This is a genomic window from Kutzneria sp. NPDC052558, assembly GCF_044547355.1.
In the GTDB taxonomy this organism is placed as follows: Bacteria; Actinomycetota; Actinomycetes; order Mycobacteriales; family Pseudonocardiaceae; genus Kutzneria.
On record NZ_JBIUAG010000007.1, the window covers coordinates 76,948 to 102,617 of the forward strand.

Here is a 25,670-nt window from a genome sequence, read left to right on the forward strand (position 1 = left end):
TGGCTCCAGTCACTGACCCGAGTGGGTGGGTCGCGAATTCGGTCACAACTCGATCAGCGCTCGGGGGCTGTCGAGGGTGTTGGCGGCGAGGCGGGAGTAGGCGAGCTCGACGTCGGCGAAGGGGAAGCGCTGGACGGGGTTGCGGAGGCCGGCGGTGGTGGCGAGGGCGATGACGTCCTGGAGGTCGGTGCGGGAGGAGCCCTGGAAGGTGAAGACCTCGCCGTCGGCGGGGAGGGAGCCGAGCCAGGGGGCGTCGAGGCGGCCGCCGGCGGCGCCGATGAGGCCGTAGGAGCCGCCGGGGCGCAGGGCGCGCAGGCCGGCGGCGATGGTGTCGTCGGTGCCGACGAAGTCGAGGACGGCGTCGGCGCCGAGGCGGCCGCTCAACGAAGACGCTGCGTCGTCGGCGCCGAGGGAGGTGGCGGCGGAGAGGCGGGCGGGGTTGGTGTCGACGGCGAGGATGCGGCTGGCGGTCAGAAGCCGCAGGAACTGGACGGCGAAGGAGCCGAGGCCGCCGACGCCGATGACGACGGCGAGGCCGCCGGGGTGCAGGCGGGGCAGGATGCGGCGGACGGCGTGGTACGAGGTGGCGCCGGCGTCGGTGAGGGGTCCGGAGGTGACGGGGTCGAGGGAGCCGAGCGGGATGAGGGAGCGAGCGGAGGAGACGAGCACGTACTCGGCGAGCCCGCCGTCGCGGCCGTAGCCACGGCCGGCGCGGCCGTTGGGGCATGAGGAGTCGAGGCCCCGCTGGCAGTGCCAGCACTGGCCGCACGAGGTGGGCGAGACGAGGGCGACGGGATCGCCGTCGGCGAAGCCGGGAACGCCGTCGCCGACGATCCAGCCGGCGACCTCGTGCCCGAGGGTGAAGGGGACCTGCCAGCCGAGCCGCTCCCCCACGGCGGCCGGCAGTTGGGGCAGGGTGATATCGCTGTGGCACAGCCCGCAGCCGGCGACCCGCACGAGCGCCTGCCCGGGCGCGGGCTCGGGTACGGGCACGTCGACGACCTGCGGCGGCTTGCCCCACTCGGTGAGCCGAAAGGCGCGCATTCGATCACCGTACTGGGATTCACCCGCCGGCGATCTGCTCCAAAAGGGCGCGGGCGGCGGGCGAGGCGCTGGCGCTGACGGCCACGGCGAGCTCGCGCACGGTGGGCGGCGACAGGGGGCGGGTGACGACGTCGCGGAGATCCTCGGGCAGCCCGACGGTGGGCAGGATGCTGACACCGAGCCCGGCCCCGACCATCTCGACCACGGCGGCCGGCTCCCGGGCCTCGAAGGCGATGTCGAGCCGGACGCCGACGGCCGAGGCGACCTCGGTGAACACCCGGGCGCAGCCGCCGGTGGAGCGGATGAACGGCTCGCGAGAAAGCTCTTCGTACGTCACGGTTTCCGCGCCGGCGAGGCGATGGTCGGACGGCACGAGGGCGACCATCTCGTGGGTGTCCAGCGGCGCGGTCCGCAGCCCGGGGGCCGGCAGGGTGACCACGCCGGCGTCGACCACGCCCTGGTCGAGCCAGTCCCGCACCTCGTGGTCGCTGCCCTCCAACAGCCGCACGGCGACGCGGGGATGGCGTTTGCGGAACAGGCGCAGCTGCGAGGCGATCAGGGTGCCGGTGGCGCTGGGCAGGCTGGCCAGCCGCAGCGTGCCGGTGACCTCGCCGGCCAGGGCGGCGACCTCGGTGCGCATCAAGTCGAAGTGCCGCAACACTTCCCGGGCGTGCCGGAGGACGACCTCGCCGGCGTCGGTCGGGGTCACGCCGTCCCGGCCGCGGGCCAGCAGCGGCGCGCCGAGCTCGGATTCCAGCGCCGACACCGAGCGGCTGACCGCGGGCTGGGACATGCCGACGCGGTCCGCGGCGGCGGTGAATCCGCCGTGCTCCACGACCGCCAGCAGCACCCGGAGCTGGGCCAGGGTCATCGCCGCCTCCATACCCGATCGGTTATGGCCGCATACCAGGAAAGTAATTGTACGGCCGTCGACCAGAACAGTAGCGTTATGGCCATGACGAGGCGATTTCTGATCACCGGGGCCAGCAGGGGCATCGGCCGGGCGCTGGCCCAGCGGGTCGCGGACGCCGGGGACCGGCCGGTCGGCCTGGCCCGGACCGCGCCTGCGGACTTTCCCGGCGAGTTCCACGAGGTCGACGTGCTGGACCGGGCCGCGACCGCCGACGTGCTGGGCAAGATCGGCGACGTGGACGGCGTGGTCAACAACGTCGGCTTCGCCCGGATGGCCCCGCTCGGCGAGATCGACCTGGACGACCTGGCCTGGACGCTGGACGGCAACGTGCGCGTGGCCGTGCAGGTGACGCAGGCGATGCTGCCGGCGATGAAGGCGGCCGGCTGGGGGCGCATCGTCAACATCACCAGCCTGGTCACGCTGGGCACGCCCAGCCGCAGCTCCTACGCCGCCGCCAAGGCGGCCATGGATGCGCTGACCCGGGTCTGGGCCGGCGAGCTGGCCGGCACCGGCATCACCGTGAACTCGGTGGCGCCGGGCCCGACCGAGACGGAGCTGTTCCGGCAGAACACCCCCGTCGGCTCGCCGCAGGAGACCCGGTTCTTCGCCAGCATCCCGGCCGGCCGCATCGGCCGGCCGGAGCAGATCGCGGCGGCGATCGCCCTGCTGCTGTCCGAGGACGGCGGCTACACCACCGGCCAGGTCATCCGGGTCGACGGCGGCGGCAGCCTGGCCGGCCAGTGGCGGCGCTGACGGTCACTTGGCGACCTGGTCGCCGAACGCGGCCATGAACCTGTCGCGGAAGGCGCTCATCGGCCACACCGGGGCGTGCGGGCTGGGCTTGAGGCCGTCGGTCCAGCCCCAGCCCGACACCCGGGCCAGCACCGACGGGTCCTTGGCCACGATGCTGATCGGCACGTCGTGGTCGGCGTTGGCGCCGCTGACCAGGGTCCCGGGCTGGTGGTCGCCGAGGAACACCATGACCGTGTTCTCGTCCCCGTAGCGCTGGAGGAACTGAACCAGGGTGTTCAGGGAGTACTGGATGGTCTCGCCGTAGGCCTGCTGCACCTTGGCCTGGTCCGGCCAGATGTCCTTGACCTGCTTGCCGACCGCGGCGGCCTGCGGCCCGAACATCGAGCCGTCGCCCATCGAGTCCCAGTCCACCAGCTGCGGCGAGGGCGTCCACGGCACGTGGCTGGACACCAGGTCGATCTCGCCGAACGCCGGCCCGGGCTTGCTCAGCTCGTGCTGGCGGATGAAGTTCATCGTGTACTGGTCGGGCATGGTGGCGTAGGAGAAGATCGGGCCCTTGTAGCCGACGTTGCGCGAGTCGTAGACGCTGTCGTAGCCGTAGAACTGGCCCTCGGGCTCCCAGTCTCGGGTGTTGGCCGGGTCGTCGGCGAAGGTCCGCCAGCCGGCGTCCTTGAACGCGCGGGCCAGCGTCAGCCGGTTGCCGTTGATCAGGTTGGTGTAGCGGTACTGGCTGTTGACGTCCACACCGGACTCCACGGTGGAGTGGGCCAGCCAGCTGCCGCCGCCGAACGTGGTCGAGGTCAGGAACCCGGACTTGGCCGCGAAACCGGCCTGCTGCAAGGTTTGCGTGCCGGCGTCGAGCACCGCGTCGATGCCGGGCGCGAAGCTGGAGTTCATCACCGCGGACCGGCCGTAGCTCTCCACGAACACCAGCAGCACGTTCTTGCCGCGCAGGCCGCTGAGCAGCTTGTCCTTGTCCATGCCGGCGTAGGCGTCGGTGTTCACCTCGCGCGCGAACTCCTGCTGGTCCTTGAGATCGGCGCTGACCTGGCGCAGGTCGTTGACGGCCAGCGCGGCCGCGTTGCTGGCCGCCAGAGGCTGGCCGGGAGTGAGCTGCGCGCCGGTCGGGGCCAGCACCAGCCAGACCACGGCCAGCAGCGCGACGCCGCGGACCGTGCCGGTGCGGTGCTTGGCGACCATGCCGCTGAGCCGGGTCGCGGCCAGCGCGGTCAGCACAATCAGTCCGATCGCGACCAGGACCACCAGCCCGGCGGCTACCCAGCCCAGCACGTCGCCGACCTCGCCCTGGATGAACTCCAGGCCGGGGCCGAGGAAGCTCCAGTCGTAGATCGGGTCGAACGGCCGGTTGAGCGAGGCGTAGAAGCCCATGTCGGCGAACTTGAGAATGGTGAGCACGCCGAGCAGGCCGCCGCCGACCAGCGCGACCGGCTTGCGCCAGCTGGTGGGTAGGAGCAGCAGCAGGACCACGGCGACCAGGCCCTCGACCGGGATGCGCACGAACGCCAGCGGTGTCAGCTTGCTCAGGTCGTTCGGCGCCACCAGGGCGAACAGGACCAGCAGGAACGCCAGCACGGTCACCGTGACGGCGAGGACGCGGCGGGTGGTCGACGGCGGAGTGCGATCGCCGGATTCTTCGGGCTGCCGGCGAAGGCGCGTGAGGATCGACAAGCCGGGGTCCTTCCGTGTGGTGGCGGTGGTGCCACTTCAGCACACGGACGGGGTTCGGCATCGGTTCAACGCGACGTCGTTTGCCCGAAATGCCGTCAGCAGTTGGCGGTGGGCGTGGTGCAGGGACGGCGACTGAGGGCGTCGAACAGGACGCTTCGGAAATCGGCCCCGTTCAGGGCCTGATAGGCCTTTCCGCCGGTGGCGCTCGCCAGTTGTTGCAGCACGTCCATGTCGGCGTCGGGGCCGAGCCCGATGCCGATGATCTGGATCGGGCGGGTGGGGTCGACCTCGGTGCGCAGCTGGGCGAGCAGGCCGGTCAGGTCCAGGCCGCCGGGCGTCTCGTTCTTGCCGTCGGTGATCAGCACCTCGGAGTTGACCTTGGAGGCGTCGTAGCCCAGGCGCAGCACCCGGTAGGCCTGCAACGCGGCGTCGTAGAGGGCGGTGCTGCCCTTGACCCGGCTGGGCAGCGTGGTGGCGGCCTGTTGCAGCAGTTGTCGTTGCGGCGCGCCGTTGCTCTGGCCGCCGAGCGGGCCGAGCGGCACGAGTTCGTTCCACTGGTCGGCGAACGTCCACAGTCCGACCGCGGTGGTGTCGGGCATCAGCGCCATGCCGGCCAGGGCCCCGTCGCGGGCGACCTCGACGCGGGTCTGGCCGTCGGGCATGGGGTCGGCCATGGAGCCGGAGGTGTCGATCACGGCCAGGGTGCGGCCGTCGAGGTGGATCACGTCCCAGGCCCGCAGCACGGTGGCGACCTGGTCGGTGGTCGGGGCTGGCAGCCGGTTCGGGGTGTCCATGCGGACGCCTTCGCGCATGGCCCAGGCGGCGCGGCCGCCGGGTTCGCGGAATCCCGCGTCGCTCAACGACTTCGTGGTGCCGGCCGATCTCAGCCGGCTCTCGAACGCCGCCGCCGCGGCCTCGGCGCCGGCCGGCTCCGCGGCCGTCTGGACCCGAACGATCGGGTAGTCGAACAGCACGGAGCCTTCGTTGGGGTAGAGCGCGACCGCCGGTGGTGCGGCGGAGTCGGCGTTGTGCGCGATGACCGACTGCTCGGTGGCCGTGAACAGCGGCGCGGTCTTGGGGTTCTTGTCCATCAACTGGTAGCAGGTGTCGATGTTGGGCTGGGTGGCGTCGCGCAGCCGCAGCAGGGTGGCGATCAGCTCCGGCGGCGGCGCGCCGTCGCGCGCAGGGGCCATGCCCTCGGCCAGCCCCAGGGTGGCGATGCCTTCGGTGTTGGTCAGCGGGTCGGCGATGTCCACCGCCACGCCCGGGTCGACCAGCCGCTGCCAGCTCACGGTGGACTGGGACCAGCCGAGCTTGGCGACCTCGTCCATGCCGCCGACCACGACCAGCGGCGAGGTGGCCAGCGAGGAATGCGGGGCGATCTTCGGCGTCACGCCGGGAACGGCGGCGTCCTTCTGGATCGCGGTCGTCGCCCAGAGGGAGGAGTCGGGGATCCAGAGCGCGGGCGGGTCGATGGGCTTGGTCGGCAGCTCGGCCACCACGTCCGCGGCCTGTTCGGCGACGACCTCGACCTTGATGCAGAGTCCGTCGGCCGCCGACCGGTCCTGCTCGAAGGCGTCGGCCGCTTGCTGCACGACCTGGTGCAGCGCGGGAGTCACCGTGACGCGGAGCGGCAGTTCGCCGCCGCAGGTGCGGGCCGCGTTGGTGGCGTTGGCGGCGACGACCGCGGTGACCGCGAGCAGGGCGACGAGAACGGGCAGCAGGAAGTGGGTGAGTCGGCGCCGCGACGCGCGGGCGTGCCGATGCGGGCGCATGGCGTCGAACCACCTCCGGAAGGCCTTCCACCGGCGATTCTTCGACGCCGCACAGCCGCCCGACACCGCCGGACGGACTGTCGTCAGACCTGCCGACTGGCCGCGCGCAGGGCCGTCAGAACGCGCACGACGGATTCGGGTTGACGGCCGGGTGGGCAGGCCGCGATCAGCCGGCGGCTTTCCTTGGGGCCGCCACGGACCGTCAGCACGCGGACGCCGGCCGGCATCGCCGTGATCATCGAGGCCGGGACCGTGGTCAGGCCGCAGCCGGCGGCGACGAGCTGGAGCTTGGTCAGCCAGTTCCGGGTGACGTGGGCGATCTCCGCCCGTTCCGCCAGCCCGGGCCACACGCCCAGGAGGTCCTCGCCGCCGGCGCCGACGCTGGCGATCCAGCGGCGACCGGCCAGGTCGTCGATGTGCACGGAGTCGTTGCCGGCCAACGGATCCGAGGCCGGCACGGCCACGCAGAGCTCGCGCTCCAGCAGCGTTTCCGTGCGTAGCGCCGGCTTTTCGGCGTCCAGGGCGCGGAAGGGCGGGCCGACGGCGAGGATCGCGAGGTCGATCGTGCCGGCCCGCAGCGACCGGGTCAGCGCCGGCGTCGAGCCTTCGCGACTGGTGACGGCGATGCCCGGATGGGTTCGGCGCAGGATCGTCAGGGCGCGGGGCAGCATCACCGCGCCGGCGCTGGGGATCGCGCCGAGCCGCACGTGCCCGGTTTCCGCCGGCATGCCTCGGAGTTCTCGTTCCACGGCGTCGACGGCGTCGAGCACGGTGGCCGCGTGCCGGAGGATGACCCGGCCCGCCGGCGTCGGCACCGCGCCGTCCCGGGTGCGCTCGAAGACGGTGGCGCCGGCCGCCCTCTCCACCGCCGCGATCTGCCGGGACACCGCCGACTGCGTGTAGCCCAACGACTCCGCCGCCGCGCTGAACGTGCCGCGCTCCGCGATCTCCCGGACCACCCGCAGCCCGGTCAGCGTGAATTCCATGACGTTCACGCATACCACGGTTGCCATACTTTCGTTGGACTCATGCCCGTGTCCGCTCGTAGCGTCGACGGCATGACACGCATCGCTGTGGTGACCGGGGCCAACCAGGGCATCGGCCGCGCCCTCGTCGAGGACCTCGCCACCCGCTGGTCCGCCGACGATCTCGTCCTGCTCACCGGCCGCGACCCGTCCCGCGTCGCCGACGCCGCCGCGGCCGTCCACGGCAGCGCCCGCGTCGAGGGCCGCGTCCTCGACGTCACCGACTCCGCCGCCATCGCCGCCTTGGCCGCGTCGCTGGGCGCGGTCGATGTGGTGATCTCCAACGCCACCATGCGCATGACCCCCGACCGCAGCCAGGCCGAGCAGGCCGACGAGTTGATCGCCGTGTCCAACGGCGCCACCCATGCCGTCCTGCGGTCCTTCGCCCCCATCCTCCGCCCCGGCGGCCGCCTCATCGTCGTCGCCAGCTCGCTCGGCACCTTGGACCACCTCGACGCCCGCCTGCGCCCCTTGTTCGAGGACGCCTCCCTGGAGCAGGTCGAGGCCGCCGTGGCCCAGTGGCAGGCCGCCATCCACGACGGCACCGCGTCGGACCAGGGCTGGTCCGAGTGGATCAACATCCCCTCCAAGGTCGCCCAGGTGGCGGCGGTCCGGGCCGTCGCCCGGGAGCGCCGCGAGCAGGATCTGGCCGCCGATCGGCTGATCGCCTCGGTGTGCCCGGGCCTGGTGGACACCCCGACCTCGCGGCCGTGGTTCGACGACTTCAGCCAGGCCAAGACCCCGGCCCAGGCGGCCAAGGAGCTGCTGGACTTCATCCTGGCCAGCCCGGTGGACCCGGAGACGTATGGCGAGCTGGTCCGGGAAGGCAAGGTGCTGTCCTAGCTACTCCAGCAAGGCGATCGCCGCGTCGACATCCCGACCGGTGATCTTGTTGAGCCGCCGGAACTCGGTGATGACGAAGGCCGCCGGCATGCCTTCTTCCAGCGCCTGCTCGATCGCGGCTGCGGCCTGCTCTGCACGGCCGAGCTCCCACAGCCGGATGGCTCGGTCGACCGGGCCGGGACTGGCCGCCAGCGCCGCCTCGATCACCGGGACCGAGCCGCTGCCCAGCGCCAGCAGGAAAAACGCGAAGGTCTGAGGATTGCCGAGTTCGACAATGCGTGCCAGGTCGGCGGCAGCCCGCTGCGGCTCGCCCATCGCGATCAGAATGGCCGCGCGGCAGGCCAAGCCGAAGGTGTAGTCGGCTGACTGACCGATAGCTCGATCGGCATCGACGAGGGCCTCGGGGTACCGGCCCAGCTGGAACAGCGTGTCGGCGCGAGCGCCAAGGGCCCAGGTGTAGCCGGGCCGAAGCTCGATCGCCTTGTCGAGGTCCCGAAGGGCCTCCTCGAACCGGCCGAGTGCCTGGAGCGCGGCCCCACGACAGCCGAGCAGCCAGCTGTCCTCGGGGTAGTCGATCAGCGCACGGTCGAGGTCGGGAAGTGCCTCGTCGGATCGGCCCATGCGGCGGAGGGTCTCGCCGCGTTCACCGATGTAGCGGACTTCGTCCGGGGCCAGGTCGATCGCGGACCGGAGGTCGGCCAGGGCCGCGTCGAAGTCGCGGGCGGCACGGAGCAGAACACCCCGTTCGGCGTAGGCGAGTGCACGGGACGCAGCGGGCAGGGACGGATCGCCGGCAAGGAGGCCGATCAATGCCGTGTAGTCCGCGTTCTCGACCAGTTCCGTGCCGCGTCGCAGCACCTCGGGGGCGTCAATCTCGCGGCCGGCTTGGAGGATCATCCGGGACCATAACGGGGCTTGGGATCGGCGGACCGCGAAGGCGGCGATCAAGCCGCACAGGGCCTCGGGCAAAGTCGCGGGATCGGCGCAGAGGCGGTGGTAGGACCGCTCCAAGGGCTCGGCTTGCTCGGCCAGGGCCAGGTGGCGGGTGCGCCATTCGGCTGGGTTGCGGCGTTGCAGGACTCGGAGCATCTGGGTCCGCACCACGTCGTGGTAGCGGTAGCCGTCCGACTGTTCCGTGACGAAGGGCTGTTGGACCAGCCAGGACAGGTGATCCGTCGAGCCAGCCGCTGTCGCGAACTGCTCGGAGGAGAATCTCCTGGGGAGGGCGCCGAAAAGGGCCGCGGTGCGGCGGGCGGGGTCGGGTTCCCATTTGAGGAACCGCTCTACCGCGCTGCCGCTGGGGTCGCCGACTTCGGCGACCTCCGTGGGGTGGGCTTCGGCCAGCATGGCGACCAGGACCGGCAGCCGACCCGAGAGGCCGAGGATGACCTCCACTACCCGGGGGTCGGTGACGTTGCGGGACGTCAGGAAGCGGCGGGCCTCGTCGTCGGTGAAGACCTCCAGCGGCAAATCCGTGCGGACGCTGAGGAAGTCGCCCCAGTGGTTGAGGTCCAAGGGTTTCTGGCCGGCGACGACGAAGACGATGTCCGCCGGGAGATCGCCGTGCTTGCCGGCGAAGAGGTCGCGCAGCCACTGGTCCAGGAACGGGGACGTCCGCTCGTAGGTGTCGAAGAAGAGGGCCAGGGGCTTGCCGAGGGAGTTGAGGTCGCGAACCAACGCGGGGGTGAGGACGTCGGCGGGCGACATGACGAGCTCGACGTCGTCGCGGCTGCGGAGCTTGCGGGACAGGAAGACCCGCAGGCGGTCGACGTCCTCGGCGGCGGACTTGGAGTCGACGGCCTTGGCCAGCGCGCCGACCACCGGGACCTCGCCGGCGGCGGCGAGACCGGCGCGGACGGTGGAGCGGGTCAGAAGCGACGACAGGCCCTCGGGGGCGGTGGGGTCGGAGTCCAGGTCCTGGCGATGCTGCCGGTAGGCGGCCAGGCGCTTGGCGAACTCCTTGCACGGCCCCAAACCCGCCGCCAAGGCCGCCAGGGCGGAGGGCAGGTCGTAGGCGGACTCGTCGACCTGCCCGGCGGCGCAGCCATGATCCGCGGCGATGCGCCGGAACTGCCGGACCAGGAAGGACTTCCCGATGCCGGCCGCCCCGTGCACGCTGAACAGGAACTGCCGATCGGCGACCGGGAGCCGCAGGTTCTCCGCGAACAGCGCCAACTGCCGTTCCCGGCCGATGAAGCCACCGGCTTGCCGGCTGCGCAGAATGTCCTGGAGTGACGGCACCCGGCCGATTCTAGTGGCCGGTGAGCACGTCCGTGGGCACGGCCGCGTCGGTGCGCAGGGCGTCGAACAGGCGGGTCGCCTTGTCCTTGTTCCACAGCACCACCGACCCCACCCCGGAAATGGTGGGAGTGCTGGAGATCGGCACGGTCGTGGTCACCAGGTCCTTGCTGGCCAGGGAGAAGGCCATGCTGGCCAGGTTCCAGACGTGGTCGCCGTTGTTGACGGTCAGGGCCGCCGGCACGCTCGACATCAGCGGGATGATCCGGAACGGGTTGAACAGCACCCCGGGGCTGGTCACCTTGCTGACCACGGCGGACAGGAACTGCCGCTGGTGCACGACCCGGTCCAGGTCGGCCGCGGGCGTGGCCCGGGTGCGGACGTAGCCCAGGGCCTGGGCCCCGGTCAGGTCCTGGCAACCCGGCTGGAGGTTCAGGCCGGCCTTGGGGTCGACCATGGCCTTGTCGATGCACATGTTCACGCCGCCGATGGTGTCGACCACGCTGGAGAAGCCGCCGAAGCCGATCTCCATGTAGTGGTCGACGTGCAGGCCGGTCGCGCCCTCCACCGTCTGCTGGAGCAGCGGGGCGCCACCGAAGGCGAAGGCGGCGTTGAGCTTGTTCTTGCCGTGCCCCGGAATGTCCACATAGGAATCCCGCAGCAGGCTGACCAGCGTGGACGGACCGCTGCCGGGAATGTGCAGCAGCAGAATGGTGTCGGTGCGGGAGCCCTCGGCCGAGCCGGTGGCCAGCTCCTGCTTCTGAGCATCCGTCAGGCCCTCGCGGCTGTCCGAGCCGACCAGCAGCCAGTTCGTGCCGGCCCCGGCCGCCGGGCGGCCGCCGTAGTCCTGGAGGGCGTCGGTCCGCTTCAGCGAGAAGTCGGCGTAGACGAACACACCCAGCACGAGCAGGATCAGGACCACCAGCACGATCCCGATGACACGCCCGATGCGCACAGAGCACCTCCACGTAGACCAGATGTCCACAATAGGGACGTGTGGTCACACGTGCTGGTTGCCCCCAGGGTTCAGGGCGGCTCAGGTTCAGGGCGGCTCAGGTTCAGGGCAGGCGCTGGGTGAGGACCAGCGCGCCGGCCGCGCCCAGCACCGCCAGCACCGCGCCCAGCGCGATGAACGGCTTGCTGACGTCGCTCTCCTGCGTCTCGTAGCCGATCTGCTCGCCCAGCGAGGCGTAGATCTGGTTCAGCTTGTCGCTGGTGTCGGCCTTGAAGAACTGGCCGCCGGAGATGTCGGCCAGCTGGTGCAGGGACTCGTCGTCCACCGGCACCGGCTGCTCCTGGTTCTGGAGCAGCACCACGCCGTCGGCGGTGCCGTAGGAGATGGTGTTGATCGGGATCTTGGCGTCCTTGCACTCCTTGGCCATCGCGAACTCGTCCCGGCCGGCGGTCTGCTTGCCGTCGGACATGAGCACGATCTGGGCCGGCGGGGCGCTGGCCGGGCCGCCGAGGCCGCGTTCGAACTGCTGGATGGACTGCAGGGCGGCGGCGATCGCCTCGCCGGTGGCGGTGGCCGGCTGGAGCTGGATGTTGTCGATGGCGTCGGCCACCGGCTTGCGGGCGGTGGTCGGGCTCACGTCCACGGTGGCCGAGCCGCCGTAGGTGATCAGGCCCAGGTTGACGCCGCCGGTCATGTTCTCCACGAACTGCTTGGCCGCGGCCTGCGCCGCCTTGATCCGGGACGGCTGGATGTCGGTGGCGTCCATCGACGGCGACACGTCGATCACCAGCATCACCGTGGCCCGGTTGCGCGGCACCTTGGCCTCGGCCATCGGCCCGGCCAGGGCGGCGGTCAGGGCCAGGAAGGCGACCAGGAACAGGATGGGCGGCACGATGCGCCACCGGGTCGGCTGCTTGGGGGCGACGCGGTCCAGCACGGCCATGTTGGCGAAGCGCACCACGTGCCGGCGCCGGCGGCGCTGCATCCAGAAGTAGGCGCCGAACACCGCCGCCACGCCGATCAGCAGCGCGAACCACACCGGCGACGCGAACCCATCGATCCCCACCCCCACAGTTAACCCACTCCGCCGTTGCCCCCGGGTAAAGCCCCCGCCCCACCCCCCGTTTCGCCACATGTGGTCCGCGCTGGGAGTCGAATGTGGGGAAACCCGCATTCGGTGTGACGCTGAGCGGGACAGTGAGGAGGTAGGTGGTGGTCCTCCCGGCCCGATCTGGCCCCGAGCGTGACCGGCGCGGGGGTGGTCAGTTGAGGCCGCGCAGGCCGATGGTGGCGCTGGCGCGGCGGACCATGGCGGCCGAGTCGGTGGGCAGCACGTTGTTGAGGAACTCGTAGGAGTGCAGCTCGGCGGCGTCGCGGCGGCCGAGGTGGCGCCACCAGCTGGCGATGTCGTGCCAGCCGGGTGCGGACAGGGAGCCGCCGAAGTGCTGCACCGACAGGGCCGCGCACAGGTTGGCGAAGTTCACCCGGTCGGCGAGCGGCCAGCCGGCCAGGGTGCCGACCACAAAACCGGCGCCGAACACGTCGCCGGCCCCGGTCGGGTCGAGGGCGGCCATGTTCAGCCCGCCGACGTCCACGGTGACGTCGTTGGCGGCGTCCACGGCGTACGCCCCGTTGCCGCCGCGGGTCACCACGACCACCGGGACCAGCTCGGACAGCTTGCGGGCGGCCTTCTCGGGGGTGTCCTCGCGGGTGTAGCTCATGGCCTCGACGGCGTTGGGCAGGAACACGTCGTAGCCGTCGAGCTTGCGCAGCATGGACGGGGCCCACTTCTCGGTGGGGTCCCAGCCGACGTCGGCGAACAGCAGCGCCCCCTGCGCCTTGACCGCGCTGACCCACCGCTCTTCCTGCAGGTCGACGTGCACGTAGGCGGCGCGGGTGGGCGGCGGCGGGTTGAGCAGCTCGTCCGGCCCGACCGGCGAGGGATGGCCGTGGGTGACCATGCTGCGGTCGCGGTCCACGGCCATGGACACGGTCAGCGGCGAGTGCCAGCCGTAGAACCGCCGGCTGCACGACAGGTCGACGTTCTCCTGGTTGGCCAGCACCTCCCAGCAGAAGTCGCCGTAGACGTCCTCGCCGAAGGCGGCGGCCAGCGCGGTGCGCAGCTGGAGCCGGCTCAGCGCGACGGCCAGGTTGGCGATGCCGCCGGGGCTGGATCCCAGCCCGGTGGACCACACCTCGGTGCCGGCCGCCGGCTGGTGGGCCAGGCCGGTGAAGATGATGTCCAGGAACACCGTCCCGGACAGCAGCACGTCGAACTTCGGGCTCTGTTCTGCCACCCCTGGCACCTTAGGCGGCCACCGCACGCCGACCAAGATCAACGTCACCCGGGCGGGTCACTTGGCCAGGCCGAACTGCCGCACGTCCAGGTAGCCGGCCCGGAAGCCGGCCTCCGAGTAGGCCAGGTAGAACTCCCACATCCGCCGGAACGTCTCGTCGAAGCCGAGCCCGGCCACCTCGCGCCAGCGGTCCAGGAACCGCCGCCGCCAGCGCCGCAGGGTCAGCGCGTAGTCCTGGCCGAACGCCCGGTCGTGCAGGATCCGCAGCCCGGTGTGCTGGGCCACGGCGTCCTCGATGGCCTCGACCGAGGGGATCAGCCCGCCCGGGAACACGTACTTGTGCATCCAGGTGTACGCGTTGGCGGTGGCCAGCATCCGGTCGTGCGGCATGGTGATGGCCTGCAGCCCGATCCGCCCGCCCGGCCGGACCAACCGGTCCAGGGTGGCGAAGTAGGTGGGCCAGTAGCCCTTGCCGACGGCCTCGATCATCTCCACGCTGACCACGGCGTCGTAGCTGCCGTGGGCCTCGCGGTAGTCCCGCAGCAGCACCTGCACCCGGTCGGCCACGCCGGCGGCCTGGATGCGCTGCTCGGCGAGGGTCTTCTGCTCGGCCGACAGGGTCAGAGTGGTGACGCGGGCGCCGCGCTGGGCGGCCCGGATGGCCAGCGCGCCCCAGCCGGTGCCGATCTCCAGCAGGTGCGTGCCCTGGGCGACCTCGGCGAAGTCCAGCACGCCGTCGATCTTGCGCAGCTGGGCGTCGACCAGGGGCTGCTCGGGGTCGTCGAACCAGGCCGAGGAGTAGGTCATGGTCTCGTCGAGGAAGATCGAGAACAGCTCGTTGGACAGGTCGTAGTGCCGGTGGATGTTCTCCCTGGCCCCGGCCAGGTCGTTGTCCTCCACCTCGGGCTGGGTGCGCTCGGCGATCCGCCGCAGGGCCTGCAACGGCCTCGGCACGAGGGTCGCCATGCGGGCGGCGAACGGCGTGAGCACGTCGGCCACGTCGGGGCTGGACCAGTCCCCCACCATGTAGGCCTCGCCGAAGCCGATCTTGGCGTCGGCCCCGAGCCGGCGGAAGAAGGCCCCGGGCCGGTGCAGCCGCATCACCGGCGCGTCCGGGCCGCCGGCCCCGAGCACGCGGCCGTCGGGGAACTCGACGCGCACCGGGATCGTGCGCACGGCGTGCCGGAACAGGCGCTCGGCGGCCACGGCCCGCAGCGGCGATCGCGGCGGCGTGGCCAGCCCGGGCCAGATCCCCTTGCTGGGCAACGGAATGGCGGTCCTGGTCTTGGTCATCGGAGCTCCTGGGCCTGGTGCGGGGAACGGGGGACGAGCGGAATCCGGCGCAGCCACAGGGCGATGCCGTGGGCGCGGATCAGGGCGGACACCCGGTGTGTGGTGAACGGCCGGCGGATCAGCAGCCCGACCAGCGCGGCCGGGGTCGCCGGGCGGCGGTGGCCGCGCAGGGTCGCGGTCAGCGGGGTGGCCCCGCCCTGGCGCAGCGCGATGGTGACGGACAGCCGCGGGCCGGGTTCGCCGAACCGCATCAGGTACTCGCCGCCGAGGTCGAGGAACGGCGAGACGTAGAACCGCTTGCCGGTGCGGGCCCGGCCGGCGTCGTCGGGGAACAGCAGGTAGTTGTGCCTTTCCCCGTACGTGTTGTGCACCTCGGCGACCACGCAGGCCAGCGATTCCCCCTGGTAGCACCAGAACACGGTCAGCGGGTTGAAGACGTGCCCGAGCGACCGGGCGTTGGCCAGCATCAGCACCCGCGAGCACTCGATGCCGTGCTGGGCCAGGAAAGCGTCCACGTTCTGCCGGATCGGCCGGGCCGGGTCCCCGAGGTGGTCGCGGGACTCGAAGCGGGCGAGCGGCCGCAGCCATCGCGGCAGCTTCGGCAGCTCGTCCAGGTCCACGAGCCACAGGAACACCCGGTGCTTGAAGGCGTAGTCGACGCGTTCACGCCGCGCGTGCGCGACTTCCACGTCGTACAGGGCGGGCGCTACCACGTGACTCCCAACGACTCGGCCGCCCGCACTCCGGCGGCGCACCCGTCCTCGTGGAATCCCCAGCCGTGGTACGCGCCGGCGTAGGCCACGGTCCCGTCGTTGAGAGACGGCAACTTCCGTTGGGCCTGAAGGGCTTCCGGGGTGTAGATCGGGTGCTCGTACACCATCTTGGCGAGCACTGAGTCCGGGGCCACCCGGTCGGTCGCGTTCAGCGTCACGACGTAGCCGACCGGAGAAGTCAGGCGCATCAACCGGTTCATGTCGTAGCTGACCAGCACCGGCCCGCCGGCGTCGTGACAGCTGGTCTTGAGGTAGTTCCACGACGCCCGCGCGGCCCGGCTCACCGGCAGCACCGACGGGTCGCTGTGCAGCCAGGTCTCGTTGCGGGAGTAGCGGAACGCCCCCAGCACCTCCTGTTCCAGCGAAGTCGCAGCGCCCAGCAGCCGCAGCGCCTGGTCGGCGTGGGTGGCGATCACCACCTTGTCCACCTCGTGCGTCTGATCGGCGTCGTCCCGGATCACCACCCCCTCGGAAGTCCTTGTCACGCACCGAATCGGCGTCGAGACCTCCACCGCCGACAGCCCCTTGGCCGCCCGCTCCACGTAGCGCCGGGAGCCGCCGACCACCGTCTTCCACTGCGGCGACCCGCCGACCGACAACATGCCGTGGTTGGCCAGGAACGTGAACAGGTAGCGGGCCGGGTAGCTCAGCGACACCGACTCCCCCGCCGACCACACCGCCGACACCACCGGGCCCATGAAGTGCTGCGTGAAGTACGTCGAATAGCCGCCGACGGCCAGGAACGCGCCGAGGGTGACGTCGCCGGCCCGCTCGTCGGCCATGACCCGCCGGGCGTGCCGGTGGAACCTCGTCACCTCGGCCAGCATCCGCAGGTAGCGGCCGCGGACCAGGTTGGCCCGCTGGGCGAACAGCCCCGGCAGCCGCTTCGAGCCGGCGTACTCCAGGCCGCAGCCGTCGCAGCGCACGCTCATCGACATCTCCGAGTCCTGGGTCGGCACGCCGAGCTCCCGGAACAGCCGGATCAGGTTGGGATACGTGCGCTCGTTGTGCACGATGAACCCGCTGTCCACGGCCGTGTAGCCGCCGCCCGGCGTGGCCAGGTCGTGGGTGTGGGCGTGGCCCCCGAGCCGGGCGTCGGCCTCGAACAGCACCACCTCGTGGCGCCGTTGCAGCAGGTAGGCGGCGGTCAGCCCAGCGACGCCGGCCCCGATCACGGCGACCCTTGACCTCATGTGGCCCCTTCCAGGCTCAGCGGGACCCGCAGGCCCCGAGGCGACGGTTCACGCACAGCGTTCGCGATCCAGGGGGCCATCGGTTCGTAGCCCAGGCGACCAAGGACAAAACTTCGGACCAACCTCGTCCACTCGCCGGCCCGGCGCAGCATCGCGTGCCCGTCTCCGAGCACGTCGAAGCGGCACACGTCGGCGGTGACGGACTTGGCCCGCACCGCGTAGTCGTAGGACAGGGCCGGGTCGGTCCAGCGCTCGCGGTCACCGTGCGCGATCAGCAGCGACTTGCCGGCCAGCTGCTCGACCGGCTCCCCCGGCTCGGTCCACGGGGCCAGCGCGCACACGCCCAGCACCGACGGGTCGTCGGCCGCGTGCAGGGCCGCTCGCCCGCCCATGGAGTGGCCGACCAGCACGACCGGGGCCTCGTGCCGGCGGAGCTGGTCAAGGGCCCAGCGGGTGTCGTCCACCGGGTCGAGGTCGGGGGCGTTCCAGCCGCGGTACCGGTAGCTGAGCTGGGCCACCAGCAGGCCGTGGCGGCGTCCGTGCCGGTCCAGGTCGCGGGCGAACGGGATCATCCGCTGGTAGGTGAGCTTCGACCGGGTGGCCGGGTCGTGACTGCGGGCGCGGCCGCCGTGCAGCAGCAGCGCCACGCCGGTCGGCCGGCGGCCTTCACCTCGTTCCCGCAGGCCGGGGGCGACTGAACTGGGCATGCCGGGCATTCGCACGCCACGATCATCCGGTTCGGTGTGACCTTCCGTACACACCCGACCGCAGATGTCCTGGCAGTGTGGTTCTGGTGTCCACAGGGTGAACCGCGGGTGCGGCATCCTTGATCGACAACGGACGTGAGGAGCACGGGTGAACTACGAGATCTTCAGCTTGGTCAACGGTGTGGCCGGCCAGTTCGGGCCGCTGGACCTGCTGATGGTCTTCGCCGCCAAGTACCTGATCTTCCTGCTGTTCGCCGCCGGCGCGGTGGCGACCTTCGTGCGGGCCCGGCAGGACGGCTGGTGGCCGGCCGGCGCGTGGCGGATCGGGCAGGTCGGCCTGACCCTGGCCATCGGCCTGGTGATGTCGGTCGTGGTGCGGATGTTCGGCCTGTCGCTGCGGCCGTTCCAGACCCACCAGGTGCACATGCTGATCACGCACGAGCCCGGGGTGTCACTGCCCAGCGACCACGCGACGGCGTCGTTCGCGCTGGCCATCGCCATGTGGTTCTTCGTGTCGGCCAAGTGGGGCCCGTGGTTCATGGGCGTGGCCGCCCTGGTCGCCATCTCCCGGGTGTTCGTCGGCGTGCACTACCCGGCCGACATCACCGCCGGCGCGCTGATCGCGATGATCGCCGGCCTCGCGGTGTGGGGCGCGACGCTGCTGTGGAAGAACGCGTTCCTCATCCGGTACGCGGTGGTCGAGGAACGCGAGCTGGCGCCGGTCGAGTGATCCGCGTCACAGCTTGATTCAATCGCCGGCAGTCGCCGCCCGCTGACGGTACGAATGCGCGCATGGCCCACCAGCGCAGCTTTGCCCGTCTCGCGGTGCCGGTGTCCGCGATCGTCCTCGCCGCCTGCGCGGCGGTGGTGACGATCAAGGTGCTTGCCGACGACAATGCGGTCGCGCCGCGGGTGCTGGACCAGACCGCCCTTGAGCAGCAGGTGACCAAGCAGGCGCAGCTCGACGGCGATGGCACGGGCCTCACGGTGACCTGCCCGAATGCCGTCCCGATCGTGGTCGGCGCCACGTTCAAGTGCGAGATCGTGAAGAACGGCAGCCCCACCGCGGGCGCCACGGTCTCGATCCTCACCGACCAGGGAGAGCTGGACATCAGCACGGCATGAGGCGGCGCTAGAGTCGACCATGTGATCGAGAAGACGCGCATCGCCACGCCGGCCGGCACCTTCGACGCGCTGGCCAGCGGCGAGGAGGACGGCCGCGAGGTGCTGCTGCTGCACGGCTTCCCGCAGTCGTCGCTGGAGTGGGAGCAGCAGCTGCGGGTGCTCGGGGGCGGCGGCTGCCGCGCGGTGGCGCCCGACCAGCGCGGCTACTCCCCCGAGGTGCGTCCCGAACACGTCAGCGACTACCGGATGGAGGAGCTGGTCGGCGACGTCGCGGCGATCGCCGACGAGCTCGGCTGGCAGCGGTTCGACCTGGTCGGGCACGACTGGGGTGCGGCGGTCGCCTGGGCGGCGGCGGCCGCGATGCCGGAGCGGGTGCGCACGCTGACCGCCGTGTCGGTGCCGCATCCGGCGGCGTTCGAGCACGCCCGTGCCACCGACGAGGACCAGCACGAGCGGTCCCGCTACATCCAGACGTTCCGGGCGGCCGGGTCGGCGGAGAAGACGCTGCTGGCCGACAACGCCGACAAGCTGCGCCGCATCTACGACTGGAAGGTCCCGCAGGACCACGTCGAGCACTACCTCGACCGGTTCACCCAGCCGGGGGCGCTGACCGCGGCGCTGAACTGGTACCGGGCGATGGACCTGGGCGGCAAGGTCGGCCCGGTCGAGGCGCCGACGCTGCTGGTGTGGAGCACCGAGGACAACGCGGTCGGCTCGGCCGGGGTCATGGCCACCGAGAAGCACGTGACCGGGCCGTACCGGCTGGAGATCATCGAGGACGTCTCGCACTGGATCCCGGAGGAGGCCCCGGAGCAGCTGTGCCGGGTCCTCATCGAACATCTGCTGGCGCACCGGAGCTGAGCACGCGCTCGTAGCAGAGCGACAGCTCGCTGCCGATGTAGTCGCCGTAGAGCGGGATCGCGACGTAGCCCTCGCGCTCGTAGAAGCGGATCGCGTCGGGCTGGCCGGTGCCGGTCTCGAGCCGGACGGTGGTCCAGCCGCGGTCGACGGCCGCCCGCTCCAGCGCTCGGAGCACGGCCGTCGCCACGCCGGTGCCGCGGGCCTGCGGATCCACGTACATGCGCTTGATCTCGGCCGACGAGTGGTCGAGTTGACGAAGCGCACCGCAGCCGACGGGTGTGCCGGCAGTGTCGAAGGCGATGAGGAAGACGGCGACGTCGTCGGCCGTGGGGTGCGCGCCGGGCTCGGTGTCGACGCCGCCGTAGCGGTCCATGACCTCTTCGCGCTGACGGGTTCTCAGGCTCACGCCGGCCGGGTCGTCCCAGGGGCGGGCTTCGATCGTGGTCACGGAACAGATGTTACGGTAACGTCTGTTACGACAGAAGGGCCGTCATGTCACGAGCCGCGAACCCCCGGGCCGCCGAGCAGTTGTCCCAGGCGGTGTGGGATGTGCTGGCCACCCAGGGGCTGGAGCACCTCACCATCCGAGCCGTGGCCGCGGCCGCCGGCTGCACCACCGGGCTGGTGATGCACCGGTTCCCCAACCGACGGGCCCTGCTCACGCACGCCCGTGAACTGTTGCACTCGCGGACCCGGGAACGGGTCGAGGAGTTGGAGCGGGCCGCCCCCTCGCCGCGGGCGGCGCTGCGGGCGGTGCTGGCCCAGGGGTTGTCCACCACCGCGGCCGGCACGCTGGAAAGCTTTGTGTGGCTGGGGTTTCTCGCCGCCGCGGTCGGCGACGACGAGCTGTTGGCGCTGCATCGGGCCAACACCAGGGCGTGGCGGCAACGAATCCGCGGACTCGTTGCCGCCGCCGCCCCGTCCTGGTCGGACCATCAGGTGTCCGCGGCCGCCCTGGCGTTGATGGGCCTGGCCGAGGGCGTCGCGATGATGGCGTCGGCCGATCCGGAGATGTACAGCGCGGACTTGCAGGACGCCGCGCTGGATCGGACGCTCGCTGCGCTGGGTCTCAGCTAGCGGCTAGCTCAGCTGGGCAGCGTCCAGATCTGGTTGAACTGGTTGTCTCCGCACTGGTAGAGCTGCAACGCCGTGCCGTTGTCGCTGCCGCCGCCGGTGACGTCCAGACACAGCCCGGAGTTCACCAGGTTGCCGTTCAGCCGGTACGACCACTGCTGGGCCTTGCCACCGTCGCATGTGGACAGCACGGCCTTGTTGCCACTGTTGGTCAGGCACTTGCCCAGGCTCTGCACGGCGCCGTTGACCGGCTGCCAACGCTGGTTGGCGTTTCCGGTGCAGGGCCACAGGATCACCGGGTTGCCGTCGGCGGTGCCGCTGTTCGAGTCGTCGACGCACTTGCCGCTGGTGCCGGAGATCTGGCCGATTGCGCCTGGGGCGCCGCAGTCCTTGCCCAGCTTCACCCGGAAGATGGCGGTGCCGTGGGCCGGAACCGTTGCGGTGAGGGCGTTCGAGGTCTTGCCGGTCCACAGATCCTTGGCGGCGTAGGAACAGCTCGGCAGGCCGGCGGTGGTGCTGGTGGTGACCGGCACGCCGCTGCGGTTGAGGATGGCCACCGCACGGTCGCCGTTGGCCAGCGGCCGGTAGAGCACGTCGGTGGCGCCGTCCTGGCTGTAGACCGTGCCCTGCTGGCCGAGCCGATCCTGGTCCACGGCAACGATGTCGGCGTTGCCGAGGGTGGCGACGGCGGTCGGCGAGAGCTTGCCGACGTCCGAGCTGAGGATCATCGGGGCGGCCATCATCGCCCACAGCGCGACCTGGCTGCGGGACTCGTCGGCGGTCACGCCGCCGTCGCCGGCGATGAGGAAGTCGGGGTCGTTCCAGTTGCCCGGTCCGGAGTAGCGGCCGATCGGGTGGTTGTAGTCGTAGTTGCCGAGGATGCTGCCCCAGCGGGCGGTGTCCGGCTTGTTCTTGTCGTAGGTGGCGATGTCGTAGCCCTCACGCCACAGCTGGCCGTACTGCTTGACCCAGGTCAGCACGCTGTACCAGGAGGTCTCACCCTGGAAGTAGGCCGGGGCCGACTCGGAGAACACGATCTCGCGGCCGCTCTTGGCCAGGGCGGCGGCCTGCTGGGCGTAGGCCGACTTGTAGGTCTGCTCCTCGGTCTGGCCCGGCACGGTCGGCAGGTTGCAGCCGTCCAGCTTCAGGTAGTCGACGGCCCAGCTGGCGAACAGGTCCGCGTCCTGCTGGAAGTGGTTCCAGCTGCCGGGATAGCCGCCGCAGGTCAGCGTGCCGGCGTCCTCGTAGATGCCGAACTTGAGGCCCTTGCGGTGCAGGTACTGGCCGACGTAGGCCATGCCGTCTGGGAACTTCACCGGGTCGGCGACGAGGTGACCCTTGCTGTCACGGGATTTCGCCATCCAGCAGTCGTCGATGGTGACGGTGTTGTAGCCCTTCGCGGCCAGGCCGGTGGAGACCAGGGCGTCGGCGTTGGACAGGATGGTCTGCTCGGTGAAGTCGCACTGGTAGTGCGCCCAGTCGTTCCAACCCATCGGCGGGGTCACCGCGAGGGTGGGGGTGGCGGCGGCAGCGGTGGCGGCGGGCGTCGTCAGGAAGGACGCGGCCGTCACCGCGGCGAGCAGGATCTTTGGTAGCACGTGCGTGTTGCCTTTCAGCTCAGTGTGCGGGCAAAGCTGATCGGTTGCGGGACCGTCTGGTGCAGGTCGAACACGACGATCTCGTTGGCGCCGGGCCGAAGCCACGACACCGGGCAGTACAGGCGGTGCTGCGGGCCGATTTCCCAGTAGCGGCCCAGGTTGTGGCCGTTCACCCAGACCACGCCCTTGGTCCAGCCGGACAGGGCCAGGTAGCGGGGGTCGTCGTGCACGCGCAGGCGGATGTCCTTGGTGGCCAACAGGTACGGCGGAATGCCGCCGAGATCCCATTCGCCGCAGACGTACGGGCCGGGGCGCAGCAGCACCCACATGCCCTCGGCCTGGCAGAGCCGGACGAACGCCTCGACGTCGCGGCGTTCGGTGCGCCAGTCGAACACGCCGGCCGGGTCTCGACGTAGTTCCACATGACGTAGATCGAGATCGTGTTCAGGCCCATCGCCCTGGCCATGGCGATGCGGTGCCGCCAGTGCTCGACCGGGATGCGCGCCGGGTGCATCTCGCCGCCGCGGATCTGGAACGGTTGGCCGTCGAGCAGGAAGCCGCTGCCGTCGGCGGCGAAGCCGAAGCTGTGGCCGCTCGGGCTGGCCCGGGTCGGCATCGCCCCAGCCAGGGGTGCCAGGCCGCTGATCGCGAGGAACCGCCGCCGCCCCATCTCCATCGGTGCCTCCCACCGGGTAGTCGCCGCGAACGGACGCTACGGGTGGTCACGGCTGCGTGTCCATGCGTCGAAAGTAGGTAAACCGCGCAGTTTCGCGCAGCCGAGGTCAGCCGGCCCCGGTCGCGCCGACGATGACTCCGTCGACCCGGGCCAGCCAGCTGCCGCAAAGGCAGCGCAGGTACTCGACGCCCCGGCGGCCCGGGTGGCGAGCCTCCGGCGGCAGCTCGGCCACCGGCCATGAGCAGCGGGGACAGGTCTCGTCGGTCATGAGCCCAGCGTGCTGTAATGCTTCAGTGCACTTCAACCCTTACGGCGGCTCCGGGGCCCAGGTGGCGGCCGCCCTGGTGAACCTCTCCGAACCGGACGCCGTGTTGGCGACGCTGCGCGACCATGGCATGGCCGTCGTCAGCATGTCCCCGGACGAGGCCTTGGCGATCATGGCCTGGCGCGAGCGCCTTCGGTCGGTGTTCGCCGAGTCCGATGTGGACGTTCGGATCGATCTGCTCAACCGCCTGTTGGCCGATTCCGCCAGCGCCCCCTACATCTCGCGACACGACGGCCGTCCACCGCACCTGCACTACCACGTGGCCGATGGGTCCGTTGTGGACCGTGTTCGGGCCTATACCGCCGGCGGGCTGGCCCATGCGGTCTGCGAGGACTCCGGCCGAGCCGGCGTCTGCGATCGGCCAGGCTGCGCCGTCGTGTTCGTCGACACCTCACGCAACGGCCGGCGGCGGTTCTGCTCCACGCGCTGCGCCACCCGGGTGTATGTGGCCGACCATCGGCAGCGACAGGCCGGGTGAGGTCCCGTATCGGCTTTGGTTCACGCCTGAGCGCCGAACCTGGCCACATAGTGCCAAACCCGCTTCAGGGCCTGCTCGTCATGAAGACCGCTACGAGACGCGTCGCCAAGCACAAGGGGATCGACGACGCCTTCACGCGCAAGGGAAACGCCAAGGCGCACGAACTCGGCCCCACGATACGAGGGGTGCCGGCAAAGCTCGGCGACAGCCAGCGCGAACCCACCGTGCCACTCGACCGGACACCCCAACCGCCTGGCCGCGCTCTCCACCGAAGTCGCCCGATAGCAAGGATCGAGCACCAACGCCTCGACATCACGCCCGAGGTCCACCACCCCATGCACATGAGCCTCGATGTAGTCGTCGAGCAGGTCCTTGTCGTCGGCCTCGGCCAACGCGACCAGCTCCGACATCCTCGACGCCACACCGAAATGCCGGGGTTCGAACACGCTGTCCGGATAGCAGAAGGTGCTACGCCCCAAGGTATGGCCGGCCAGACGCAGGTGAGCCGAGCCGAACCGCGGGGAGCCGCCGAACCGACGGCGGCGGAAGTTGAGCGATCCGTACTTCGGCCGTACGGCCGCCGGCGCTTCGTCGTAGGCCCCGGCGAAGAGCCGGCTCTCCCACCGCCAACGGTCCCCGCCGGGATGCGCGGTCAGACCCCCATTGCTCACGCCGGTTTCGAACTGCGAGCGGTACACGCCGTCCCGGGCCATGCACTCCAGGATGGGCACGCCGCCCACGAGCCGGTCGGGATGAAAGTGCAACGTCACCCGCAACGACGGATCCGCCGGCTTGCCCGTCGCCAACGACGCCACATGCGCGATCGCCACATGCATGGCGGCAAGGCTATTCGCTGGGGGTGCGGATCGTCAGGTTGAAATCGGCGCCGATGGTCAGGGGTGGGGAGAGGTTCCAGCAGTTCTTGTCGGCCAGCTGTTGCAGGGCCTGCACGCGGTCGACGGCGGCGGACCACACCTTCTGGCGGCCGGGGGTGCACGGGTTGCGCATGTGCTTGACGCGAACCTGGTTGAAGGAGGTCAGGAATGCCTGCTCGGTGACGCCGGAGACGGGGGTGCCGGAGGCCTCGATGATGGTCTCGGTGATCAGCTTGGGCAGGCCGTCGCAGTCGCTGCTGCTGGGGCCCATCATCAGGGCGGTGTCGAACAGGTCCTCGGCGCCGAGGGCGCTGCGGATGTTGAGCTGGTTGGCGATGGCCAGCGCGGGCGTGAGGAACAGCTCGTGGCCGACGCGGAGCTGGATGTCGTCGAACCGCTTGTCGCCGGCGGCGGTGCGCCAGTCGTTGACAAAGGCGTCGCCGAGGGCGCCGGTGTCGTCGCTGTGGGACTCGCCGAGTTTCTGCAACGTCGGCAGGAACCGGCGCAGCGGATTGTCGGGCACGGCGTCGGTGTACTGGCTGACGACGGTGAACACATCGCCGCGGGCGGTGCAGAAACTGGCCCAGCCGGCCTTGAATCCGCAGCCGTCGTGGTCGTCGACGACGGTGGCGTACTGCGGGGTGGTCTTGCCCTGCTCGAACACGGCGGTGATGTCGTCCAGCATCGTCACGACCCGGGCCGGCAGGGACGGCCCGGCGGGCGGCTTGGGACTCACGGTGGTGGACGGCGGTGCGGTGCTCGCAGTGGTGGTGGGCGCGGCCGACGTCGCGGTGGTGGTGACCGGCGGGGAAACGGGCGGTGGCAAGGGAACCAGCGACGGCCCGGTCGGACCGGCCGGGGCCGACGCCGTGGGCTGCGGGGCGCCGCTCCACAGGGTGGTGACGGCGATGCCGACGCTGGTCACCAGCGCGAGCACCACCGGGAGGGCGACCCGCAGCGGCAGGCCGCCCACCTCACGATCCCAGAATCCCTTCGACCGGGGCTCGCCGGTCCGGCCGGGCCTCGACTCCACTCGTGTTTGTCCCGTGCTCGAACGTACTGCGCACACTTCCGGATTTACGCAGGTAGGCCGCGTGCGGTTCAACCGATCGGAGCCTTGCCCGCCCGATCGGACTGGCCCGAACGCCCTAACGCCAACA

26 protein-coding genes and 1 pseudogene are annotated in these 25,670 nt (G+C 71.0%); 7 read left to right on the forward strand and 20 right to left on the reverse strand.

Annotated elements, in window-relative coordinates; all coding sequences use genetic code 11:
* Nucleotides 1-42: 42 nt before the first annotated feature.
* The gene (locus ACIG5F_RS14640; RefSeq protein WP_396518179.1) at nucleotides 43-1,044 is read right to left on the reverse strand and encodes an alcohol dehydrogenase catalytic domain-containing protein; all 1,002 of its coding nucleotides are present in this window, start codon (nucleotides 1,042-1,044) and stop codon (nucleotides 43-45) included.
* Between the two features lie 19 nt (nucleotides 1,045-1,063).
* Entirely contained in the window at nucleotides 1,064-1,915 is an 852-nt protein-coding gene (locus ACIG5F_RS14645; RefSeq protein WP_396518180.1) for a LysR family transcriptional regulator, read from the reverse strand.
* A gap of 84 nt (nucleotides 1,916-1,999) precedes the next feature.
* Between ACIG5F_RS14645 and ACIG5F_RS14650 the strand changes: the two genes are divergently transcribed.
* A complete protein-coding gene (locus ACIG5F_RS14650; protein WP_396518181.1) occupies nucleotides 2,000-2,710 on the forward strand; it encodes an SDR family oxidoreductase in 711 nt (236 codons plus the stop codon).
* A gap of 3 nt (nucleotides 2,711-2,713) precedes the next feature.
* Here the strand turns inward: ACIG5F_RS14650 and ACIG5F_RS14655 are convergent, their stop codons facing one another.
* The 3 genes from ACIG5F_RS14655 to ACIG5F_RS14665 form a co-directional block, all read right to left on the reverse strand.
* Entirely contained in the window at nucleotides 2,714-4,399 is a 1,686-nt protein-coding gene (locus tag ACIG5F_RS14655) for a sulfatase-like hydrolase/transferase (RefSeq protein ID WP_396518182.1), read from the reverse strand.
* A gap of 95 nt (nucleotides 4,400-4,494) precedes the next feature.
* Nucleotides 4,495-6,174, reverse strand: coding sequence for a substrate-binding domain-containing protein (locus ACIG5F_RS14660; protein ID WP_396518183.1), 1,680 nt, complete (start codon nucleotides 6,172-6,174; stop codon nucleotides 4,495-4,497).
* 83 nt (nucleotides 6,175-6,257) lie between these two features.
* Nucleotides 6,258-7,160, reverse strand: coding sequence for a LysR family transcriptional regulator (locus ACIG5F_RS14665; RefSeq protein ID WP_396518465.1), 903 nt, complete (start codon nucleotides 7,158-7,160; stop codon nucleotides 6,258-6,260).
* A gap of 72 nt (nucleotides 7,161-7,232) precedes the next feature.
* On the opposite strand from ACIG5F_RS14665, the gene ACIG5F_RS14670 reads away from it, so the two are divergent.
* Nucleotides 7,233-8,042 carry an SDR family NAD(P)-dependent oxidoreductase gene (locus tag ACIG5F_RS14670; RefSeq protein WP_396518185.1) on the forward strand — a complete coding sequence of 270 codons (810 nt, stop codon included), beginning with the start codon at nucleotides 7,233-7,235 and terminating at the stop codon, nucleotides 8,040-8,042.
* Here ACIG5F_RS14670 and ACIG5F_RS14675 read toward each other — a convergent pair whose 3' ends face one another.
* The 8 genes from ACIG5F_RS14675 to ACIG5F_RS14710 all read right to left on the reverse strand — a co-directional run bounded on the left by ACIG5F_RS14675 (nucleotide 8,043) and on the right by ACIG5F_RS14710 (nucleotide 17,498).
* Nucleotides 8,043-10,283 (reverse strand): tetratricopeptide repeat protein, encoded by a 2,241-nt coding sequence (locus ACIG5F_RS14675; RefSeq protein ID WP_396518186.1) that lies wholly within the window; start codon nucleotides 10,281-10,283, stop codon nucleotides 8,043-8,045.
* A gap of 10 nt (nucleotides 10,284-10,293) precedes the next feature.
* Nucleotides 10,294-11,235 carry an LCP family protein gene (locus ACIG5F_RS14680; RefSeq protein WP_396518187.1) on the reverse strand — a complete coding sequence of 314 codons (942 nt, stop codon included), beginning with the start codon at nucleotides 11,233-11,235 and terminating at the stop codon, nucleotides 10,294-10,296.
* Between the two features lie 103 nt (nucleotides 11,236-11,338).
* Complete coding sequence (locus tag ACIG5F_RS14685; RefSeq protein ID WP_396518189.1) at nucleotides 11,339-12,301, reverse strand: VWA domain-containing protein; 963 nt, start codon at nucleotides 12,299-12,301, stop codon at nucleotides 11,339-11,341.
* A 196-nt stretch (nucleotides 12,302-12,497) separates the two neighbouring features.
* Entirely contained in the window at nucleotides 12,498-13,532 is a 1,035-nt protein-coding gene (locus ACIG5F_RS14690; protein WP_396518190.1) for a carbohydrate kinase family protein, read from the reverse strand.
* Nucleotides 13,533-13,589: 57 nt separating this feature from the next.
* Complete coding sequence (locus tag ACIG5F_RS14695) at nucleotides 13,590-14,825, reverse strand: class I SAM-dependent methyltransferase (protein WP_396518192.1); 1,236 nt, start codon at nucleotides 14,823-14,825, stop codon at nucleotides 13,590-13,592.
* Nucleotides 14,822-15,538 carry a DUF1365 domain-containing protein gene (locus ACIG5F_RS14700; protein WP_396518193.1) on the reverse strand — a complete coding sequence of 239 codons (717 nt, stop codon included), beginning with the start codon at nucleotides 15,536-15,538 and terminating at the stop codon, nucleotides 14,822-14,824. Before ACIG5F_RS14700 ends, ACIG5F_RS14695 begins: the two co-directional genes overlap by 4 nt.
* Nucleotides 15,532-16,791, reverse strand: coding sequence for an NAD(P)/FAD-dependent oxidoreductase (locus ACIG5F_RS14705; RefSeq protein WP_396518195.1), 1,260 nt, complete (start codon nucleotides 16,789-16,791; stop codon nucleotides 15,532-15,534). Before ACIG5F_RS14705 ends, ACIG5F_RS14700 begins: the two co-directional genes overlap by 7 nt.
* On the reverse strand, nucleotides 16,788-17,498 hold the full coding sequence (locus ACIG5F_RS14710) for an alpha/beta hydrolase family protein (RefSeq protein ID WP_396518197.1): 711 nt from the start codon (nucleotides 17,496-17,498) through the stop codon (nucleotides 16,788-16,790). Before ACIG5F_RS14710 ends, ACIG5F_RS14705 begins: the two co-directional genes overlap by 4 nt.
* A gap of 148 nt (nucleotides 17,499-17,646) precedes the next feature.
* On the opposite strand from ACIG5F_RS14710, the gene ACIG5F_RS14715 reads away from it, so the two are divergent.
* The 3 genes from ACIG5F_RS14715 (at nucleotide 17,647) to ACIG5F_RS14725 (ending at nucleotide 19,484) form a co-directional block, all read left to right on the forward strand.
* Nucleotides 17,647-18,228, forward strand: a complete 582-nt coding sequence (locus tag ACIG5F_RS14715; protein ID WP_396518199.1) for a phosphatase PAP2 family protein — start codon at nucleotides 17,647-17,649, stop codon at nucleotides 18,226-18,228.
* 62 nt (nucleotides 18,229-18,290) lie between these two features.
* On the forward strand, nucleotides 18,291-18,623 hold the full coding sequence (locus tag ACIG5F_RS14720; RefSeq protein WP_396518200.1) for a DUF4333 domain-containing protein: 333 nt from the start codon (nucleotides 18,291-18,293) through the stop codon (nucleotides 18,621-18,623).
* A gap of 21 nt (nucleotides 18,624-18,644) precedes the next feature.
* On the forward strand, nucleotides 18,645-19,484 hold the full coding sequence (locus ACIG5F_RS14725; protein WP_396518201.1) for an alpha/beta fold hydrolase: 840 nt from the start codon (nucleotides 18,645-18,647) through the stop codon (nucleotides 19,482-19,484).
* Here ACIG5F_RS14725 and ACIG5F_RS14730 read toward each other — a convergent pair.
* Nucleotides 19,453-19,932, reverse strand: coding sequence for a GNAT family N-acetyltransferase (locus ACIG5F_RS14730; RefSeq protein ID WP_396518202.1), 480 nt, complete (start codon nucleotides 19,930-19,932; stop codon nucleotides 19,453-19,455). The genes ACIG5F_RS14725 and ACIG5F_RS14730 overlap by 32 nt on opposite strands.
* A 44-nt stretch (nucleotides 19,933-19,976) precedes the next feature.
* On the opposite strand from ACIG5F_RS14730, the gene ACIG5F_RS14735 reads away from it, so the two are divergent.
* Complete coding sequence (locus tag ACIG5F_RS14735; RefSeq protein ID WP_396518203.1) at nucleotides 19,977-20,561, forward strand: TetR/AcrR family transcriptional regulator; 585 nt, start codon at nucleotides 19,977-19,979, stop codon at nucleotides 20,559-20,561.
* 8 nt (nucleotides 20,562-20,569) lie between these two features.
* Here ACIG5F_RS14735 and ACIG5F_RS14740 read toward each other — a convergent pair whose 3' ends face one another.
* From ACIG5F_RS14740 to ACIG5F_RS14755, 4 genes and pseudogenes are all read right to left on the reverse strand, one after another.
* On the reverse strand, nucleotides 20,570-22,156 hold the full coding sequence (locus ACIG5F_RS14740; protein ID WP_396518204.1) for a ricin-type beta-trefoil lectin domain protein: 1,587 nt from the start codon (nucleotides 22,154-22,156) through the stop codon (nucleotides 20,570-20,572).
* 14 nt (nucleotides 22,157-22,170) lie between these two features.
* A complete protein-coding gene (locus ACIG5F_RS14745; protein WP_396518466.1) occupies nucleotides 22,171-22,386 on the reverse strand; it encodes a hypothetical protein in 216 nt (71 codons plus the stop codon).
* Between the two features lie 9 nt (nucleotides 22,387-22,395).
* Nucleotides 22,396-22,832, reverse strand: a pseudogene (locus ACIG5F_RS14750) (beta-galactosidase); the annotation flags it as partial.
* A gap of 106 nt (nucleotides 22,833-22,938) precedes the next feature.
* Entirely contained in the window at nucleotides 22,939-23,100 is a 162-nt protein-coding gene (locus ACIG5F_RS14755) for a hypothetical protein (protein WP_396518205.1), read from the reverse strand.
* Nucleotides 23,101-23,125: 25 nt separating this feature from the next.
* Here ACIG5F_RS14755 and ACIG5F_RS14760 point away from each other — a divergent pair, with 25 nt between their 5' ends.
* Nucleotides 23,126-23,635, forward strand: a complete 510-nt coding sequence (locus ACIG5F_RS14760) for a CGNR zinc finger domain-containing protein (protein WP_396518206.1) — start codon at nucleotides 23,126-23,128, stop codon at nucleotides 23,633-23,635.
* A 20-nt stretch (nucleotides 23,636-23,655) separates the two neighbouring features.
* Here ACIG5F_RS14760 and ACIG5F_RS14765 read toward each other — a convergent pair whose 3' ends face one another.
* Nucleotides 23,656-24,471, reverse strand: a complete 816-nt coding sequence (locus ACIG5F_RS14765) for a DUF3626 domain-containing protein (protein ID WP_396518207.1) — start codon at nucleotides 24,469-24,471, stop codon at nucleotides 23,656-23,658.
* A gap of 10 nt (nucleotides 24,472-24,481) precedes the next feature.
* The gene (locus ACIG5F_RS14770) at nucleotides 24,482-25,543 is read right to left on the reverse strand and encodes a chitosanase (protein WP_396518208.1); all 1,062 of its coding nucleotides are present in this window, start codon (nucleotides 25,541-25,543) and stop codon (nucleotides 24,482-24,484) included.
* Nucleotides 25,544-25,670: the final 127 nt, after the last annotated feature.

Bases quoted from the DNA above. Each gene is read 5' to 3' on its own strand.
- ACIG5F_RS14640 (WP_396518179.1), bottom strand. From the start codon at position 1,044: ATGCGCGCCTTTCGGCTCACCGAGTGGGGCAAGCCGCCGCAGGTCGTC.
- ACIG5F_RS14645 (WP_396518180.1), bottom strand. From the start codon at position 1,915: ATGACCCTGGCCCAGCTCCGGGTGCTGCTGGCGGTCGTGGAGCACGGC.
- ACIG5F_RS14650 (WP_396518181.1), top strand. From the start codon at position 2,000: ATGACGAGGCGATTTCTGATCACCGGGGCCAGCAGGGGCATCGGCCGG.
- ACIG5F_RS14660 (WP_396518183.1), bottom strand. From the start codon at position 6,174: ATGCGCCCGCATCGGCACGCCCGCGCGTCGCGGCGCCGACTCACCCAC.
- ACIG5F_RS14665 (WP_396518465.1), bottom strand. From the start codon at position 7,160: ATGGAATTCACGCTGACCGGGCTGCGGGTGGTCCGGGAGATCGCGGAG.
- ACIG5F_RS14670 (WP_396518185.1), top strand. From the start codon at position 7,233: ATGACACGCATCGCTGTGGTGACCGGGGCCAACCAGGGCATCGGCCGC.
- ACIG5F_RS14695 (WP_396518192.1), bottom strand. From the start codon at position 14,825: ATGACCAAGACCAGGACCGCCATTCCGTTGCCCAGCAAGGGGATCTGG.
- ACIG5F_RS14705 (WP_396518195.1), bottom strand. From the start codon at position 16,791: ATGAGGTCAAGGGTCGCCGTGATCGGGGCCGGCGTCGCTGGGCTGACC.
- ACIG5F_RS14710 (WP_396518197.1), bottom strand. From the start codon at position 17,498: ATGCCCAGTTCAGTCGCCCCCGGCCTGCGGGAACGAGGTGAAGGCCGC.
- ACIG5F_RS14720 (WP_396518200.1), top strand. From the start codon at position 18,291: ATGGCCCACCAGCGCAGCTTTGCCCGTCTCGCGGTGCCGGTGTCCGCG.
- ACIG5F_RS14735 (WP_396518203.1), top strand. From the start codon at position 19,977: ATGTCACGAGCCGCGAACCCCCGGGCCGCCGAGCAGTTGTCCCAGGCG.
- ACIG5F_RS14755 (WP_396518205.1), bottom strand. From the start codon at position 23,100: ATGACCGACGAGACCTGTCCCCGCTGCTCATGGCCGGTGGCCGAGCTG.
- ACIG5F_RS14765 (WP_396518207.1), bottom strand. From the start codon at position 24,471: ATGCATGTGGCGATCGCGCATGTGGCGTCGTTGGCGACGGGCAAGCCG.